Origin of the sequence: Acidilobus sp. 7A (assembly GCF_003431325.1) — an archaeon.
GTDB lineage: Archaea > Thermoproteota > Thermoprotei_A > Sulfolobales > Acidilobaceae > Acidilobus.
Genome location: NZ_CP010515.1, coordinates 179,621 through 195,124, shown reverse-complemented (window position 1 = coordinate 195,124; position 15,504 = coordinate 179,621). Strand labels below are relative to the sequence as shown.

At 57.2% G+C, this 15,504-nt stretch carries 16 protein-coding genes; 8 read left to right on the top strand and 8 right to left on the bottom strand.

Features of this window, described 5'->3' with window-relative positions:
• Positions 1–17: 17 nt before the first annotated feature.
• Both endA and SE86_RS00950 read right to left on the bottom strand, forming a co-directional pair.
• On the bottom strand, positions 18–581 hold the full coding sequence (gene endA / locus SE86_RS00955; protein ID WP_117353908.1) for a tRNA-intron lyase: 564 nt from the start codon (positions 579–581) through the stop codon (positions 18–20).
• Complete coding sequence (locus tag SE86_RS00950) at positions 565–1,242, bottom strand: hypothetical protein (RefSeq protein WP_148666730.1); 678 nt, start codon at positions 1,240–1,242, stop codon at positions 565–567. The genes endA and SE86_RS00950 overlap by 17 nt, the downstream gene beginning before the upstream one ends.
• A 76-nt stretch (positions 1,243–1,318) precedes the next feature.
• Between SE86_RS00950 and SE86_RS00945 the strand changes: the two genes are divergently transcribed.
• The gene (locus tag SE86_RS00945) at positions 1,319–1,894 is read left to right on the top strand and encodes a hypothetical protein (protein WP_158543063.1); all 576 of its coding nucleotides are present in this window, start codon (positions 1,319–1,321) and stop codon (positions 1,892–1,894) included.
• Between the two features lie 7 nt (positions 1,895–1,901).
• Here SE86_RS00945 and SE86_RS00940 read toward each other — a convergent pair whose 3' ends face one another.
• The 3 genes from SE86_RS00940 to fba are packed head-to-tail and all read right to left on the bottom strand — an operon-like array spanning position 1,902 to position 4,365.
• Positions 1,902–2,498, bottom strand: coding sequence for a UbiX family flavin prenyltransferase (locus SE86_RS00940; RefSeq protein ID WP_117353905.1), 597 nt, complete (start codon positions 2,496–2,498; stop codon positions 1,902–1,904).
• Complete coding sequence (locus SE86_RS00935; protein ID WP_117353904.1) at positions 2,495–3,463, bottom strand: carbohydrate kinase family protein; 969 nt, start codon at positions 3,461–3,463, stop codon at positions 2,495–2,497. Before SE86_RS00935 ends, SE86_RS00940 begins: the two co-directional genes overlap by 4 nt.
• A 23-nt stretch (positions 3,464–3,486) precedes the next feature.
• On the bottom strand, positions 3,487–4,365 hold the full coding sequence (fba, locus tag SE86_RS00930) for a class I fructose-bisphosphate aldolase (protein ID WP_117353903.1): 879 nt from the start codon (positions 4,363–4,365) through the stop codon (positions 3,487–3,489).
• 186 nt (positions 4,366–4,551) lie between these two features.
• On the opposite strand from fba, the gene SE86_RS00925 reads away from it, so the two are divergent.
• The 4 genes from SE86_RS00925 to SE86_RS00910 are packed head-to-tail and all read left to right on the top strand — an operon-like array spanning position 4,552 to position 7,837.
• A complete protein-coding gene (locus SE86_RS00925) occupies positions 4,552–5,103 on the top strand; it encodes a hypothetical protein (protein ID WP_211096614.1) in 552 nt (183 codons plus the stop codon).
• A gap of 46 nt (positions 5,104–5,149) precedes the next feature.
• Positions 5,150–5,764, top strand: a complete 615-nt coding sequence (locus SE86_RS00920) for an IS607 family transposase (protein WP_117353902.1) — start codon at positions 5,150–5,152, stop codon at positions 5,762–5,764.
• Entirely contained in the window at positions 5,736–7,061 is a 1,326-nt protein-coding gene (locus SE86_RS00915) for an IS200/IS605 family accessory protein TnpB-related protein (RefSeq protein ID WP_117353901.1), read from the top strand. Before SE86_RS00920 ends, SE86_RS00915 begins: the two co-directional genes overlap by 29 nt.
• A gap of 32 nt (positions 7,062–7,093) precedes the next feature.
• Entirely contained in the window at positions 7,094–7,837 is a 744-nt protein-coding gene (locus tag SE86_RS00910; protein WP_148666729.1) for a 5'-methylthioadenosine/S-adenosylhomocysteine nucleosidase, read from the top strand.
• Between the two features lie 58 nt (positions 7,838–7,895).
• On the opposite strand, the gene SE86_RS00905 is transcribed toward SE86_RS00910, so the two are convergent.
• Together SE86_RS00905 and SE86_RS00900 are read right to left on the bottom strand one after the other, a co-directional pair.
• Positions 7,896–8,438, bottom strand: a complete 543-nt coding sequence (locus SE86_RS00905; protein WP_117355015.1) for a Zn-ribbon domain-containing OB-fold protein — start codon at positions 8,436–8,438, stop codon at positions 7,896–7,898.
• 5 nt (positions 8,439–8,443) lie between these two features.
• A complete protein-coding gene (locus tag SE86_RS00900; RefSeq protein ID WP_117353899.1) occupies positions 8,444–9,634 on the bottom strand; it encodes a thiolase domain-containing protein in 1,191 nt (396 codons plus the stop codon).
• A 200-nt stretch (positions 9,635–9,834) separates the two neighbouring features.
• Between SE86_RS00900 and SE86_RS00895 the strand changes: the two genes are divergently transcribed.
• Positions 9,835–10,188 (top strand): SCP2 sterol-binding domain-containing protein, encoded by a 354-nt coding sequence (locus tag SE86_RS00895; protein WP_117355014.1) that lies wholly within the window; start codon positions 9,835–9,837, stop codon positions 10,186–10,188.
• On the opposite strand, the gene SE86_RS00890 is transcribed toward SE86_RS00895, so the two are convergent.
• Positions 10,165–11,274 (bottom strand): amidohydrolase family protein, encoded by a 1,110-nt coding sequence (locus tag SE86_RS00890; protein ID WP_117353898.1) that lies wholly within the window; start codon positions 11,272–11,274, stop codon positions 10,165–10,167. The genes SE86_RS00895 and SE86_RS00890 overlap by 24 nt on opposite strands.
• 331 nt (positions 11,275–11,605) lie before the next feature.
• On the opposite strand from SE86_RS00890, the gene SE86_RS00885 reads away from it, so the two are divergent.
• Positions 11,606–12,391, top strand: coding sequence for a DUF2208 domain-containing protein (locus SE86_RS00885; RefSeq protein ID WP_117353897.1), 786 nt, complete (start codon positions 11,606–11,608; stop codon positions 12,389–12,391).
• A 393-nt stretch (positions 12,392–12,784) separates the two neighbouring features.
• Positions 12,785–15,484: an ATP-dependent helicase gene (locus SE86_RS00880; protein WP_211096612.1), complete on the top strand. Its 2,700-nt coding sequence runs from the start codon at positions 12,785–12,787 to the stop codon at positions 15,482–15,484.
• Positions 15,485–15,504: the final 20 nt, after the last annotated feature.

The following is a 15,504-nucleotide window of genomic DNA, read 5'->3' as shown; positions in this document are numbered from 1 at the left end:
CTGCTACACCACAGTAGTTAGGGACGAAGCCATTTAAGCATTATATAATATGGCTCTTCCTTCACGGGGTCCTCCGTGGCCACTATGAACGTCTTCCTCACGCTGTGGCTCAGCCTGCCGGCCCTCACGAGCTCCACCGGGTCGAAGGGCTCCTGAGGCTCAAAGTAGTGGATTATGAAGGGCGCGTGCTCAAGCCCTGGGCCCCTCCTATAGGCAACGAAGGAGGCCCCGTACTTAAGGCCTGACCTGACCGTGAGCCCTCTTGACCTCAGGGACCTGTAGACCCTGTAGAGCTTAAGCTGCCTCGCCGTCAGCCCAAGCCTCTCGGCGAGCTCCTGGGCCCCCAAGGGCCTCTCAGAGCTGTCATAGACCTCTATCACCCTGGTCTCTGAGAGGTAGAGAGCCTCAAGGGGGTCGAGTATAAGGGGTGACGTTATGGACTCCGGGTCCCTGACCTTCTGGGCCCCTATGGGCCTGCCGTAGAAGCCCATGGAGTACAGTCTCCTTGAGTCCTCTATGGACGGGACTACCACCACGCCCCCGACGAGCCTTGCCCTTATGGGGCTAGCTGAGGAGGCCAAGGCCCACTAGCCTCACATAGGTGGAGGTGTTGTAGGCGCAGTCTACGGCGTCCTCAAAGGAATCTATGACCTCCTTCAACATGAGCAGCTTGCCCGCCTCCCTGGAGTACGCCTCGGTGACGGCAGCCAGGGCCTCACGGTATATCGCGTCTGCCCTCCTCTCGGAGTCGCTCACGAGGTTGAACTTGTCGTCAATTATCTTTCTCCTCGCAGCAGGGTCCTTGATAGGGCCCTCGCTGGCCCTGAGCATGTCGACTAGGGCTATTGATGACGACTGCAGCTCCCTGAGGAGCCCCCTCACGCTCTCAAGTATGTTAGATGGCAACGCCTTCTCGAGGCTCAAGCTGAGGAGGAGCCTGTAGGTGCCCGCCTCAAGCCTGCTCATTATACACTCCATCTGGAGGGCGGCCTCTATGTAGAACTCCTTGTAGGTCACGACGCTGAGCCTCCCGTTAGCTATGTAGTCGAGGAGGCCCTCCTTCCCCTTAGTGACCACGTCCCTGAACTGCAGCAGGTCCTGCCTGTAGGTCTTCTCAACGACCTCAGGCATCAGGCTGCTGGCGCTCACCACACGGAGCAGGTGAGTTGAGGTGTCCTCAACCCCCTGCGCCATTGTTATGAGGCGCTCTATTATCGTGTTTGAAGTGAGGCTCTCTCCCATTAGCAGCACCGGCCCCGCTTTTGTGAACAGTTTAACCATTTAAGCCTAGCGCTCTAACTGGTCCTTGAGGGCAAGCATGGCAAGGAGGCTCATAGTGTTTGACTGCAACACCGTCAGGGTCCTTGACCCCTCACAGCTCTCAGAGCTGGACAAGGAAGGGCCAAGGGACCTCTTCGTGGTCATGATAGAGGGTGACGTCATAGCCAGCGGGAGACTGAGCGTCTTTAAGCAGATGGAGGGCGGCGCCGCGCATGCAGGGGGAGGCAGCGACATCGCAGTGGTGCTAGACCAGATGTTCAAAGGATACTACCCTGACGTGATAGAGAGGGAGGAGCCCGGCGTCGAGGTCCACGTGATAGTTGGCAGGGGGCTCTCGGAGCCCCAGCGCGCCGGGCAGAGCAGGGTACTGGAGCCGGCAAATGACGACTTTGACGTGTTAAAGGTAGTTGAGAGGGTGGCCGGCGGCAGGGGCAGAGTCCTCTTCTTCACGGGTGACAAGAGGCTTGCCTCCCAGGCCGAGGCCGTGGCCTCAAGGCTCGGCAACGTCGAGGTCCACTACATGCCTCCCAGCGAGTTCCCGGGCAAGGAGAGCCTGGCCAAGGCTATGATGGACGCCATAGGGAGGGCCAAGGGTGCTGCGAGGCAGCCCTAGCCCTCCCTCAGCTATCCTCGCGCTCCGCGGGGCCGCGCCACCTGGCGTAGAGGTCATTTCCCACGCCAAGGGCGTCGAGGACCTTGCCGACCATGAAGTTAATCATGTCATCAACGCTCCTGGGCCTGGAGTAGAAGCCGGGGGCCAGCGGCACCACTATAGCTCCCATCTCGGCCAGGCTGAGCAGGTTCCTCAGCTCAGCCACCCCTAGGGGTGCCTCCCTGAAGGCGACAACCAGGGGCCTCCTGAGCCTCAGGATGGAGAGGGCTGCTCTTGCTACAAGGTTCATCTCAATGCCGTTCGCTATCAGCGCCACGGTCTTCATGCTGGCCGGGACTATGGCCATGCAGTCGGGCTGGCTGCTTGAGGAGGCGAGGGGTGAGAGCATGTCGTCCTCCCCGTACACGGGGCCGTACCTTGAGGCCAGCCTCGTCAGCTCCCCCTCACTCATGTCCTCCTCGGCCTGGGCCACAAGCTCCGCTGACCTGCTCACTATGATGCCGCTCACGTTAACCTTGAGCTTGCCCAGGGCCTCAAGGAGCCTTATGCCGTACCTTACGCCGCTGGCCCCAGTTATTGCCACGCTCACACTGCTGCAGGTCAACTCGAACCACTCTGGGGAGGCTTCTCTGAGATGCCAGCCTCCACCTCCTTCCTGTGCTCCTGGTAGAACTTCTCGATCTCATCGGTGCTCGGCAGCGCGTGCGCCCCAAGCAGGGTCACCTTGAGGGCCGCCACGGCCTGGGCGTATATCAGCGCCTCCTTGAGCTTCTCCCCCTTTGAGAGCTTCAGCAGGAGGGCCGCCGCAAAGGCATCGCCGCTCCCGGTGGAGTCCCTGACGTCGCTGACCTTGAAGGCTGGCATGTAGCCCGTGAAGTCATCGCTGAGGGCGTAGAGCCCCCTGGCGCCCATCTTGACAATTACCGTGGAGGGGCCTACCCTCTGGACCTCGGAGGCGCATGCTGCGGGGTCCTTTAGGCCCGTGAGGTTGGCGCACTCCCTGCTGTTGAGCTCAACTATGTCAACGAACTTTATCAGTCCCCTGAGCGCCTTGAGTCCAGCCATGCTCAGCCTGCGGCCCGGGTCCCAGGAGACCATGGCGTCAAGCTCCTTGGCCCTGACGGCGGCCCTGAGCGAGGTGTCTGGCCTGAGGCTGGCTATGTGTATGTACTTGCCCCTCGCTATGACCTTCTCATCAAGCTCATCAGGCTCCAGCTTCTCAGCGCACCCTTTGTAGCCGTAGAGAACTATGTTGCCCTCCTTGTCTATCATGAGGACCGAGAACCCCGTTGAGCTGAAGCCCACCTTGAGGCCTGAGATGTCTATCTTGCTCCTCACGAGCTCCTCAACTATCTGCCTCCCAAACTCGTCAAGCCCTATCTTAGTTATCACTGCGGCCCTGCCGCCGAGCTTCGAGGTGACTATGGCCACGTTTATGGCGGAGCCTCCTGGGCCCGTGCTCTGCTCAACTATGTCGGCCTCCTCGTCCGGTGAGGCGAACCTGTCAACTGTGAACCTGAGGTCGACCAGGGCATGGCCTACAGCTACAACGTCAAGATCCTTCTCCATGGTCCTAGGACACCACCTTCGTCTCAGTCCGTCTCCTCAGGCCTCCCGCTGGCCAGGGCGCCCTGGGACGGCAGGTTGTAGCGCTTTGCCGCCTCCTCAGGCGTCAGGCCCTCGTGGACCACGGCTATCACTGCCTTGGCCATGCTCTTTATGTCGCTGGCCAGGAACACGTTCCTGCCGACTACGACCCCGTTGCCGCCGGCCCCCAGCACGTTATTGACGTCCTCGAGGAACTCAACAGGCCTTGACCTGACGGCGCCGCCACTCATGAGCACTGGTATGCCCTGGGCCATCTCAACGACCTTAGCGAAGGTCTCCCTGGAGCCCGTGTAGTAGGTCTTTATGAGGTCCGCGCCGACCTCGACGGCGGCTCTGACGCCGTACATAACGACCTCAGGGTCGTACCAGTTCTTAAAGTGCGAGCCCCTCGGATAGGCCAGCTGGAGGACGGGCATGCCATAGGCCTCCGCCTCCTCCTTTATCAGCAGCCAGTTCTCCATCATCTCCGACTCGTGCTCGCTTCCCCAATAAACCGTGGCGGCGACGGCGTCAGCCCCTAGGGCGACCGCGTCCTCAACGGTTCCAAGCCTCGTCTGAAGGTGAATCGAGCTCTCCGGCCTGAGCTCGGTCTTGCTCGTGAGCTTGACTATGAGCCCAACCTTGTCTGCCCAGATGTCATGTGTTAGCCTTGCCATGCCAGGCAGCATCATTATGGCGTCGACGCCAGCGTCAACCACCTGCTGTATTATATTTCTTGCGAAGATCCTGTCACCAGGAAAGTCCTTAGGCCCGTGCTCCATGCCGTGATCGAAGGCAAAGAATACGGCCTTGCCATCGCTCAGTATCCTGCCAAGCCTCACCCTGATGCCAACAGCCCCGTAGTTAACGCCTGGGTGTGTCATGGTATTAGCCTCCACGAGGTAAGGGGCACCGCGTCTAATAAATTCAAGTTACAGCTCTTGAAGGGAGAGCTAACAGAACTTGAGAGAACTCCTTCAATTATTTTAACTTAGATAAGTTAAAACTTATGGAGAGAGCTTCAAGGACATTTATAAGCAATCTAAGGAGATCTTCTGCTGGGGGTTGACTTGAGGCTCCTAGGTCTCGTTGGGGCGGTGGTCGTATCCTTTTTGGTGGGCCTAACCCTTGGTGGCTTGATAATGGCAGCCCATGGCACGGCTAACTCAGGCCTTGGCCCAGCGGTCAGGGCGTCCTTCGTCAACGGCACCCCTATGACGTCCTCGGCCCTCAAGAGGATCCTCATGACCCCCAGGGTTGGCGTAGTGACACCCATGGCTATGGAGATGGCACCCCTGCTGGCGTCCATGAAGCTCACAGCAGTAGTCAACTGCTCGGGCTACAGCTTTTACGTGGGCAGCATAGGCGGCACGCCCGTGGTCCTGGTGAGGAGCGGCGAGAAGGAGTACGCTGCCGCGGAGGCCACCACCCTTATGGACACGCTATTTAACGTGAGGGCCGCAATACTCTCCGGCACCGCTGGTAGCAGAAACCCGTACGTAGTCCCAGGCGATGTTGTAATAGGTGCCTTCGTTGTTGATAAGTCTAGCATACACTACCACAGGGCATCCCTAGTTAACTCGACCATGGCCTACAGCGAGACTATAACGTTTCCTGCGTAATCTTTAAATATTTCTAGATACTTCTAATTACATCTAGAGAAAAGCTGTGGAGAGATACTTAACGCCCAGTGAGGTTGCTGAAATACTTGGTATGAGTAGGAGTGGTGTTATAAAGTGGATAAGGGAAGGGAAAATAAAGGCCATTGAAATTAACGGTAGGTGGAGGATTCCTTACAGTGAGGTTGAAAGGCTATTAAGCGGTGGAAAGGCGAAGCAGGTAGCAATTTATGCAAGGGTTTCATCAAATGCACAAAAAGACGATTTGGAGAGGCAGCTAAACGCGTTAAGGGATTGGGTTAAGAAAGCTCTCGGGGAAGTGAGCGTAATAGAGGTTAAGGACATAGGTTCTGGCTTGAAGGAGGATAGGAGAGGGCTAAAGAAGCTCCTGGAGCTGGCTAAGAGGAGGCAGATTGATGCGATAGTAGTGGCTTACAAGGAAAGGCTAACACTTTTCGGCTTCCAATACCTAGTAGAGTTATTCAAAGCCTACGGAGTAAACGTCATCATAGCGCTCCAAGAGGAGCCAAAGGATCACATGCAGGAGTTGGAAGAGGACTTCGTTGAAGTCGTTAAATCGTTTGCCTCAAGAATTTACGGTCACAGGTCCCATGAATATGAGAGGGTGGTCAGGTGTGTTGAAGACGCTGGAAAGGACGATTAAGCTGGAGAGCGACCCCCTGAACGGGTGGAAATACCGCGCCCTTAGGGAGGTTGAAGAATATCAGAAGAGGATTGTTAATGAAATGATTGACGTCATAATCTCCGAGGGCTTACCAACTGCTAGGAAGAAGTTACACGAAAGGTTTTACGATCATTGCAAGGAGAAGTACCCCTTCCTACCTTCTAGAGTTATTGAAGGCGCTTACATCACAGCAAGCAGGATTGTCAAGAGTTTCAGGAAGAGGAAGAGGAAAGGGCTAACGAGAAAGGATAAACCAGAGTATAAGAGGGTTATGATCACTATCCCTAACATGATTAACTGGAGGTTTAACAGAGCGTCCATCAGTGTCCTAACTCACAAGGGTTGGGTTGAGATCCCACTTAGGGTAACTAATCAGCTCATTCACTATTTGCGTGAGGGTTGGAGTGTTTCTCAAGAGCTTAAGCTGAGGCTGGTGGGCAGGAAAGCGCTCGTTTGGCTTACCTTTGAGAAGGAGGTTGAGGTGGAGACCAGGGAGGGTAATTATGTCTCTATTGACGTTAATGAGAATAACGTTACCTTAGCAATTTTTGAGGGTTTCAAACTCAAGGAGTTGAGGCGTTATGAGACTGGGCTAGGGAGGATTGTAGTTAATTACTCCTTAAGGAGAGAGGAGATCGCCAGGGGTAATTCAACGAAGGACGAGCTAGTTAAGAAGAAGTTGAGTAGATTGAGGGAAAAGGAAAGAAAAATAGATGTGTTGAGGAAGAGTGTTAAGAGGATAACAGATCTGGCTATGAGTTTAAATGCTAAGGTTATCGTCGGTAAGTTCTCCTCAAGGGCTAAGGAGAAGATGGAGGGTGACAAAAATGATAAGCTTAGGCATAGGATTCATCAATGGAGTGTTATTAAATTCGTTGAAATGCTTAAGTCTCAGCCAATTGACGTTGAGGAGGTTTCCGAATCATACACTTCCTCCGTTGATCCCTTCGGCGGTGGGAAGCTGAAGAAGGGTAGGCAAGTTGTGGAGAGGGTTGTCAGGGTTTTTAACCCCTACCTGATGACGGGCCCTGCTCACGAGGGTGGGGGTATTAAGGTGTTCAAGGTAAACGCTAGGTATTTGGAGGGTGGCGGGGTTTTGTTGGAGAGGGATTCTATTGCCCCCCTTAACTTGATGAGAAAGGTGGATGGGAGGGTAGTGGTGTTCCCCTCGACCAGCCCCAGTGACTTAAGGGTGACGGTGTATGATCCCTTAAGAGGGGTGCCCGTGGCGGAACTAGAAGTAATTAAAAGTAAGGAAAGGTTACGCCACGGGTAAACACGCCCTACGGAGGTGTCGAGGTGGTCAACGTGACGCCTCTCAGGGGGGACCTGGTCTCCGGCTTCGGTGAGGCAATGCCGTCCTACTCCAACGCCTCCTCCTACGGCTACGGCTATGGAATCGACCTAAGCTATGTCTACGTGGAGTACCTGGCAGCCTCGGCCCAGCTGGTGGAGCTCGCAGGGCAGGCGGCGTCCACGCTGAGCCCGGTGCCCTTGGCCAACGTTACTGGCCTCAATGTAAGCGGAGAGCTGGTGCCAAGGATAATCGTGGGAGTCATAGGCTCTGCAAACCAGTGGACGGAGCCTCTTTCGTGGATGGCTCAGCAGAACGCTTTATATGAGACAGACGCGGGCGAAAATGAGGGCATGGGCTTCGCCTACGTTAACTCAAGGCTCGGGGTGCCGTGGGTCATAGTGAGGGGCATATCGGATAGCCCCTGGTTCCCGAGCGTCTACATAGGCCCCACGGCAGCTGAGGAGGCTGCCAACGTGACCATATACATAGTTGAGCACCTGAACCTGAGCAATGTGAGTGACGCCCCGGCCACGTTTTCAATGCTCTCAAACGTCAGCAATGCAGCCATTCACGGCTACATAGTTGCGGCCAGGGCCTACTACCTTGGGCTAAAGGTGATAGGCATCTCATATGTGAACCAGCAGGGACAGATGGTCAACGAGTCTGGGCCTGCCTTTGAGGAGGAGTTCTACAGCGAGTACAGCTACTCGGCCGCGGTGAAATACCTCCTAGCGGCCAACAGGGTCATAGGTTAAGCTACCGCGCAGCGGGCGGGCATCAGGCCGCTGTGTGGCCTTCAAGAATTTTCAGGGACTACTCTGGCACGAGCTCGTATGTCATGTAGCCCTCGGGCTCCCTCCTCACCACCTCCAGCCTGACCTTCATACCAACCCTCAGCTTCTTTGGGTCCGTCTCCCTGACCCAGGCCAGCACCTGGACCCCGTTGCTCAGCTTGGCTATGCCCACCGTGTAGTCGCTGTAGTGGCCAAAACTGTAGGGCTTGGTGTATATTATAGTGTAGGTCACCAGCTCCCCTTCCCTTGGCAGCTCCACCCACTCGACCTCGCCGTCCTTGACTCCAGGGCAGTCCACCTGGGGCGGGAAGAACACCTCGCCGGTCTGCTTACACCTGGTGGCATATATCTTCCCCTCCGAGAGGCCCTCAAAGAACTTCCTGGTCTTTTCCACGCTTATCAGGAACCTTATCTTCAGCTCCCTCTGGTCGAACCAGGTGGCCACGTTGGTCTTCGGGTCCACTATTACTGGGACGCCGACACTCCCCTTCATTGCGTCGGCAAACTGCTCCAGTTGCTTGAGGTAGAGGTCAGCCTCATCCCTCTGAGTCCTTGAGCTCATCCTTATCACCTCCCCCTCGGCTTCTCAAGGCCAAGTATTGTGACGTAGGCGTAGTGGCCTGTGCCGCCGACGTTGTGCGCTATCGCCATCCCCTTCTTGATGGGCGCCTGCCTTCCCGGCTCGACCTTGTGGAGGAGCTGCTTGGTCAGCTCAACTACCATGCTTACGCCTGTCGCCCCTATCGGGTGGCCCTTCGCCTTCAGGCCGCCGCTCAGGTTGACTGGTATCAGTCCCCCTATGTACGTCTGACCCTCCTTGGCAAGCTTGTAGCCCTCGCCCCTCTTGGCGAAGCCGAGGTCCTCGTAGGCCATTATCTCAGCTATGGTGAAGCAGTCGTGCACCTCCGCCGCGTCAAAGTACCTCGCGGCGTTCTCAGCCTCAAGGCCTGCCCTCTTGTACGCCATCTGGGCCGCCAGCTGCGCTGCCCTCAGCCCCGTGAAGTTGTCCCTCTTGGATAGGTTAGCCGTGCCGGAGGAGGAACCTATCGCGTGTATCCAGACGGGCGAGTCCGTCAGCTTCTTAGCCACCTCCTCGCTGGCCAGCACGACCGCGGCGGCGCCGTCAGTTATCGGGGAGGAGTCGTAGAGTTTGAGCGGCCAGGCTATGTAGCGGCTCTTCATGCAGGTCTCCATGTCTATCCTCCTCGGGAATTGGGCCCTCGGGTTCATGCTGGCGTAGTAGTGGTTCTTTATGGCGACCTGGCACATGTCCTCCTCAGTTGCACCATACCTTGACATGTAGGCAGTGGCGTAGAGGGCGTAGTAGCCTGGGAACGTGAGGCCGAAGTTCTGGAACTCCCAGAAGTAGTTGCCGGCCCTGCCTATGAACTCAACCACCGTGGGCGTGGGGCTCTCGTTCATCTTCTCGAGGCCCACAGCCATAGCTATATCAGCTTGCCCTGAGGCAACCGCCATGTAGGCCGTGGCCACGGCTGAGCTGCCGGAGGCGCAGGCCGCCTCAACCCTGTGAAGGGGCTTGTCTGTCAGGCCGGCGTACTCAGCCACTACTACGGCGGGCAGGGGCTCGCTGCTCCAGCCACCTGCGTTCGCCACGGTCACGTGCTCTATGTCCTTAGGCTCTAGGTTGGCCGTCTCAAGGGCCTCCTTGATGGCTTCATATGCGAGCTCTGCCATGTTAACGTCATTCCTAACCCCAAACTTGGAGTGCCCGTAACCAACTACAGCCACGTTCCTCAGACGCGCTCACCGCCCAGGCCAGTGCTATGGAAGGACTTACATGTTAAGGCTTGGCGCGTCCTATACCTTTTCTGCTCAAGCCCTTTAAAATTGTCCTCATTAAGTGGTTTAAAAACATGTTAACTTAGCCCCATAGTTAACGCCTCGCCTCTTAGACATAATACCTTGTAATGGAGGCCTCCTGGTGGGTGGGTGAGCGCATGGTAACCATGGATGACGTGAAGGGTCTGCTTCAGCAGCTCTTCTCAAGGGCTACTGAGCAGGTCCCTGAGATCAAGAGCTGGGACAAGGTGTACCAGTTCTCAGTGTCAGGGCTTGGCGACTTCTACATTGAGATAAAGAACGGCAGCATGAAGGTGGTGGAGGGCAGGCATCCAAGCCCGATAGCGACGCTGAGCGCAAGCCAGGAGGTCTTTGAGAAGATAATGAGCGGCCAGCTGGACGCTATGAAGGCCTTCCTCGGCGGCCAGCTTAAGATAACTGGTAACGTCCTGGACACTGTAAACCTGAAGAGACTGATAGATGCGGGCCTAGGCAAGTCCAGCGGCCTCTAACCTGTTGCCGTCAACTCTAAGGGCCAGGCCCCTGCCAGCCCTTTTTGCTATAGCCGTGTAAACACCTAGAGCAGACAATATGCCTGTCGACTCCGCGTTGACAAGCACGCCGTGGAGCTTCCTGCCCTCAGCTATGATCCTTGGCTGAGCGCCCGCGGCCAGGTAGCCTCCCACCATGAGGGCCCTGAGGATCTCCTTAGCGAGGTCCTCCCCCCTGGCCCCCTGGGACCTGGCGACCAGGAGGGCCACCTCCGTCTCAGCCCACGGGTCGGGCAGGTTCCATGCAGCGTTGTCGCTGCCCAGGCCTAGGGTCAGCCCAAGCCTCACTGCGTCGGCCACGGGCGGCGGCCTCAGGCCGTGCCACATGTTGCTCCTCGGGCACAGTATGAGGGGGACGCCGTGATCCCTCACGGCGCTCAGATCGTCAGTTGAGAGGTAGGTCCCGTGGACGAACGCCCTGAAGCCCGACCTAAGGGCCACCTCCAGGTCGCCCTCGTCCCTGTTCCTCGGGTCCTCCGCCACGTGTGTGAAGGAGAGCGGGGTCTGGCTGGTCAGCGCGCTGAGGAGGCCTGGCGGGTAGTCAAGGGGGCTGGAGAGCCCGAGGCCCTGGCACCACATGGGGTAGGTGGGGCCGGGGGTGCCCAGCACTATGACTTCAATGTCACCCTGCAGCGAGGCCTTGGCCAGCTGCGCCGCCAGACAGCCCGTCCCCCCTCCCTCCCTGAAGTCAACGAGCAGGCCGACGCCGAGGGCGTAGGCGGCCCTGTAGGTCCTCCGTATCGCTGCAGCTGTTCTAGTTGAACTCAGGGAGCTGAGGAGCCTGTACTTCAGGCCTTCAGGTGGAGCCACGAGGTCGTGAAGACCTAGGTCGACCCCAAACTCGGGGAAATTGCCGTCGGCGCTGTGCACGTGCGCATTGGCTGGCTGCGGCAGCAGGGCGGCCCAGCTGCCCCCAAGGGAGCCCTCACCGCAGCTCCCCCAGGACTCTATTGACTCCACGACGCCCTGCTCGTCTGCAGTTACGCACACGTCCCTTCGCAGCTCAAGGTCGTCGCCTATGAGTGCCAGAGCTGCCCTTACCTGCAAGCGCTCCCCCCGCTAGCGGTACCTGATGATAACTGAAATCGTTTGCGGCACCGCCAGCGGGGATGCGCCTCCGCACGGATCACCAGCTCTACCCGCACCTCATGGGACCTCTTCGAGCCCAACGGCGCGGGGCTTCCATCTACGGCCCCCTTGCCCTTGTGGCGGTTACCCCATCGAGTGAGGGGTCACCATTGAGACCTTTTGCAGACGAATATAGAAGGTCTTCGTTGATGTGAAAAAGGTTTAGCCCTCCCTTGTCCACAGTTAAAAGCTATAGACCTTTAATCCCTCCCTTAAGACCCTTAGCTGGAAGCTTGGAGGAGCCGCTGACATGGCTTACATGGAGAAGCTCAGCAGGATGATAGCCCTGAACCAGCTCTATATACTCATATACAGCGCCCTGGCGGCAGTCATAGGGGTCAACATATACCTCTTCCTCCTCATATTCGTCTTCATAGCAATAAGCATGGTAGTCCAGAGCGTGCTCATGAGCAGCGGCCTCGGCGAGAAGTCATCATATGTGGCTGAGGTGCTGAGCGGCAAGAAGCTCTTCCATGAGGACAACGTGAGGGCCATACAGACCAAGGATACTCTCATATACATGGATCTACAGGAGCAGACCAAGTTCTCCCTCTACACTACTCTGGGCGTGCTAGTGGGGCTCGCGTACTTCTTCGCACTTTGGAGATACGTGCCTGACTTCGCCAACTTCCTGTCCCTCAGGCTCTTCGACTCACCCATGAAGGACGTGAGCGTTAGCTACATGAGGCTGTTGCTGTTCCTGGCATTCCTTATCTACTTTGAAGGCTACTTCGTGATAAACCAGGGCATCACTATGTGGGCCCTCGGCAGGGTGAAGAAGCTGCCAGCCCTCAATATGCCCACCTCCTACATAGTCACTGACAAGGGCATAGTGATCAAGGGGCTCATGACGACCAAGGGCATACGCTTCCCCCTGCCGCCCGACATAGAGATCACCCTTAACAAGGAGAGGAGGTTCGTTGAGCTCAGCAGACATGGCAGGAGGACTATTTCAAAGCTCAGGCTCTACACTAAGAACCCAGAGAAGCTCTACGAAATAATAAGGAGGGCTGCTTACCCGCAGCAGACGCCTTAAGGAGACTGTAACGCTTCTACGTAACTACTAGTTATTTTAATCGCTTCTAAATATAGTTTTGTCAAGTTACTTTTATACAGTATTACCGAGACAGCTTTCATTGGCGACCCCACCTGATGACGGGCGCTGCTCACGAGTGTGGGGGTGATAAAAGGTGGATGGGAGGGTAGCGGCGTTTCCCTCGACAAGCCCCAGTGACTTAAGGGTGACCACGTGTGATCCCTTAAGAGGGGTGCCCGCGGCGGAACTAGGTTAAAAGCAAGGAAAGGAACGCCACGGGTAAACACGCCACGTAATAGCTTTTTTGTGGCAGGTCGTAAGGGCAGTCCCCTATAACCCCCTGCGCCTACTAGGCTAGCCTACGGGCCTTAGGCCGGCTCCAGGGCCGTGAGGGTGACGGCAGAACTGGACGACGAGGCTATACTCTCGATGCTGAGGCCATACGTGTCGGCCTGGTTTAAGGAGAAGTACGGCTCCTTCACTGACCCCCAGAGAGGGGCGATACCCCTCATAAAGCAGGGGAGGAACGTCCTCATATCAAGCCCCACAGGAACTGGGAAGACCCTCGCGGCCTTCCTAGCAATACTTGATGACCTCCTCTCCATGGGCGAGAGGGGGGAGCTCGAGGACAAGATATACGCGATTTACGTCAGCCCCCTGAGGGCCCTCGATAACGACATGTACAGGAACCTTGTGCAGCCCCTCGCTGAGATCCAGGAGAAGGCCAAGCAGATGGGCCTCCAGCCGCCTGAGGTCAGGGTCGGCACAAGGACGAGCGACACGCCCGCCAACGAGAAGGCCAGGATGCTCAGAAGGCCCCCGCACATACTTATAACGACGCCCGAGAGCCTCGCGATAAGCCTCGTGGCGCCCAAGTTCAGGGAGAGGCTAGCGACGGCCAGGTGGGTCATAGTTGACGAGATCCACGAGATGGCGTCAAACAAGAGGGGCTCCCACCTGGTGCTTACCCTTGAGAGGCTCGAGGAGCTCATCAAGGAGCACGGGGGCAGGGGGCTGCAGAGGATAGGGCTCTCAGCAACGATATCGCCGCTCGAGGAGGTCGCCCTCTTCCTTGGAGGGTTTAACGACGACGGAACCCCGAGGCCCGTTGAGATTGTTGATGCGAGGTTCGCGAAGCCCTTCGATATAAGGGTTGTGACGCCCAAGGTCGACCTGATACACGGCGACCCAGACAAAATAAACGAGGAGATATATAACACGGTCGCTGAGCTCACGAGGGCCGCGAGGACAACGCTCGTCTTCACCAACACCAGGAGCGCCACGGAGAGGGTGGTCTTCAAGCTGAAGAAGATCATGAAGTCCAAGGGCTACGTCGACATGGACGAGGTGGAGGCGCACCACAGCAGCCTCTCGAGGGAGGTAAGGCTTAACGTTGAGGAGAGGCTTAAGAGGGGGGAGCTCAAGGTAGTCGTCTCGAGCACGAGCCTTGAGCTCGGCATAGACATAGGCTACATAGACCTCGTGGTCCTCCTGAGCAGCCCGAAGAGCGTCAGTAGGCTCCTGCAGAGGGTCGGCAGGGCAGGGCACCATGTGACACAGGTGAGCAGAGGTATCATGGTAGCGGTCAATAGGGACGACCTTGTGGAGTCAACGGTGCTTGCAAAGGCCGCCATGGAGAGGAAGATAGACAACGTCAGGATACCCAGGAACCCGCTCGACGTCCTGGCGCAGCACATAATAGGGATGTCAATAGAGAGGGTCTGGAGGATAGATGAGGCCTACAAGGTCATCAGGAGGGCCTACCCGTTCCACGACCTCAGCTGGGAGGACTACATGAACGTGCTACGCTTCCTCGGCGGCTCACCACTTGAGGACGAGAGGGTCTACTCGAAGATAAGGCTTGACGAGGAGCTGGGCGAGTTCGGCAGAAAGAGGAGCGCCAGGATGATATACCAGCTCAACGCGGGCACCATACCGGACGAGGCCAAGATAAAGGTGATATCAAGGGGCAGGAGCATAGGGAACCTCGAGGAGGAGTTCGTTGAAATACTGGAGCCTGGCGACATATTTGTGCTTGGCGGCAAGACCTACAGGTTCCTCAAGGCCGATGGCATGAAGGTCTTCGTGGAGCCTGCTGAGCACGAGAGGCCCACAGTGCCGAGCTGGTTCAGCGAGATGCTGCCCCTGGCCTTCGACAGCGCCCTCCTGGTTGGAGAGTTCAGGGAGAGGATAGGGCAGCTCATAGGGCAGGGCATGATAGACGAGGCGAGGAGGGTCCTGACGCAGGAGTACAGGCTTGAGCCCCACGCGGCCGAGGAGATCATACAGTACATGTGGGAGCAGCTGGCCTACACGGGCGTAGTGCCGGGCAGGAGGAACGTGCTCATAGAGTACTTCCAGGGCGACGACGGCAGCTGGAACATAACGTTCCACGCGCTCTTTGGCAGGAGGACGAATGACGCCCTATCAAGGGCCTACGGCGCTGTCCTCTCAGACCACCTCAACGTGCCCGTCAAGGTCTCGGTGACGGATAACGCATTCATGCTCACCTACGAGGGCAGGCAGCCTGACGAGGACCTCGTAAATCACCTGCTGAGGTCCGTCACGAGCTCAAACATAAGGTCAATCCTTGAGAGGGCCGTCTCAAGGACTGAGATGATGAGGAGGAGGTTCAGGCACGTCGCCCAGAGGAGCTTCATGATACTGAGGAGGTACAGGGGCTACGAGAGGAGCCCTGAGAGGATGCAGCTCAGCGCCCAGAAGCTGCTCGAGGTGATGATGGAGGAGATGCCACAGAGCCCTGTCATAAGGGAGACGTACAGGGAGATACTTGAGGACTACATGGACCTCCAGGCTGCCCAGAGGGTTCTCAGCTTGATAGAGTCTGGCGACATAAAGGTCTGGGTCAGGGGCCCGCTGCCCTACCCGTCGCCGTTCGCTCACAACGTCTTCGTGAAGGAGTACAGCGACGTGATACTCATGGAGGACAGGCAGAAGATCATAGCTTACCTCCACGATAAGATAATGGAGTACCTTAAGTCCAAGGGTAAGGTAATCGTTGCAGCCGGCGCCGCCGAGGGCCTGCCCGCTAAGGGTGCCCAGCAGGCTGACGGGGCCCAGGCGGAGCCTTAAATCGCTGGCGTGGCCGGCCT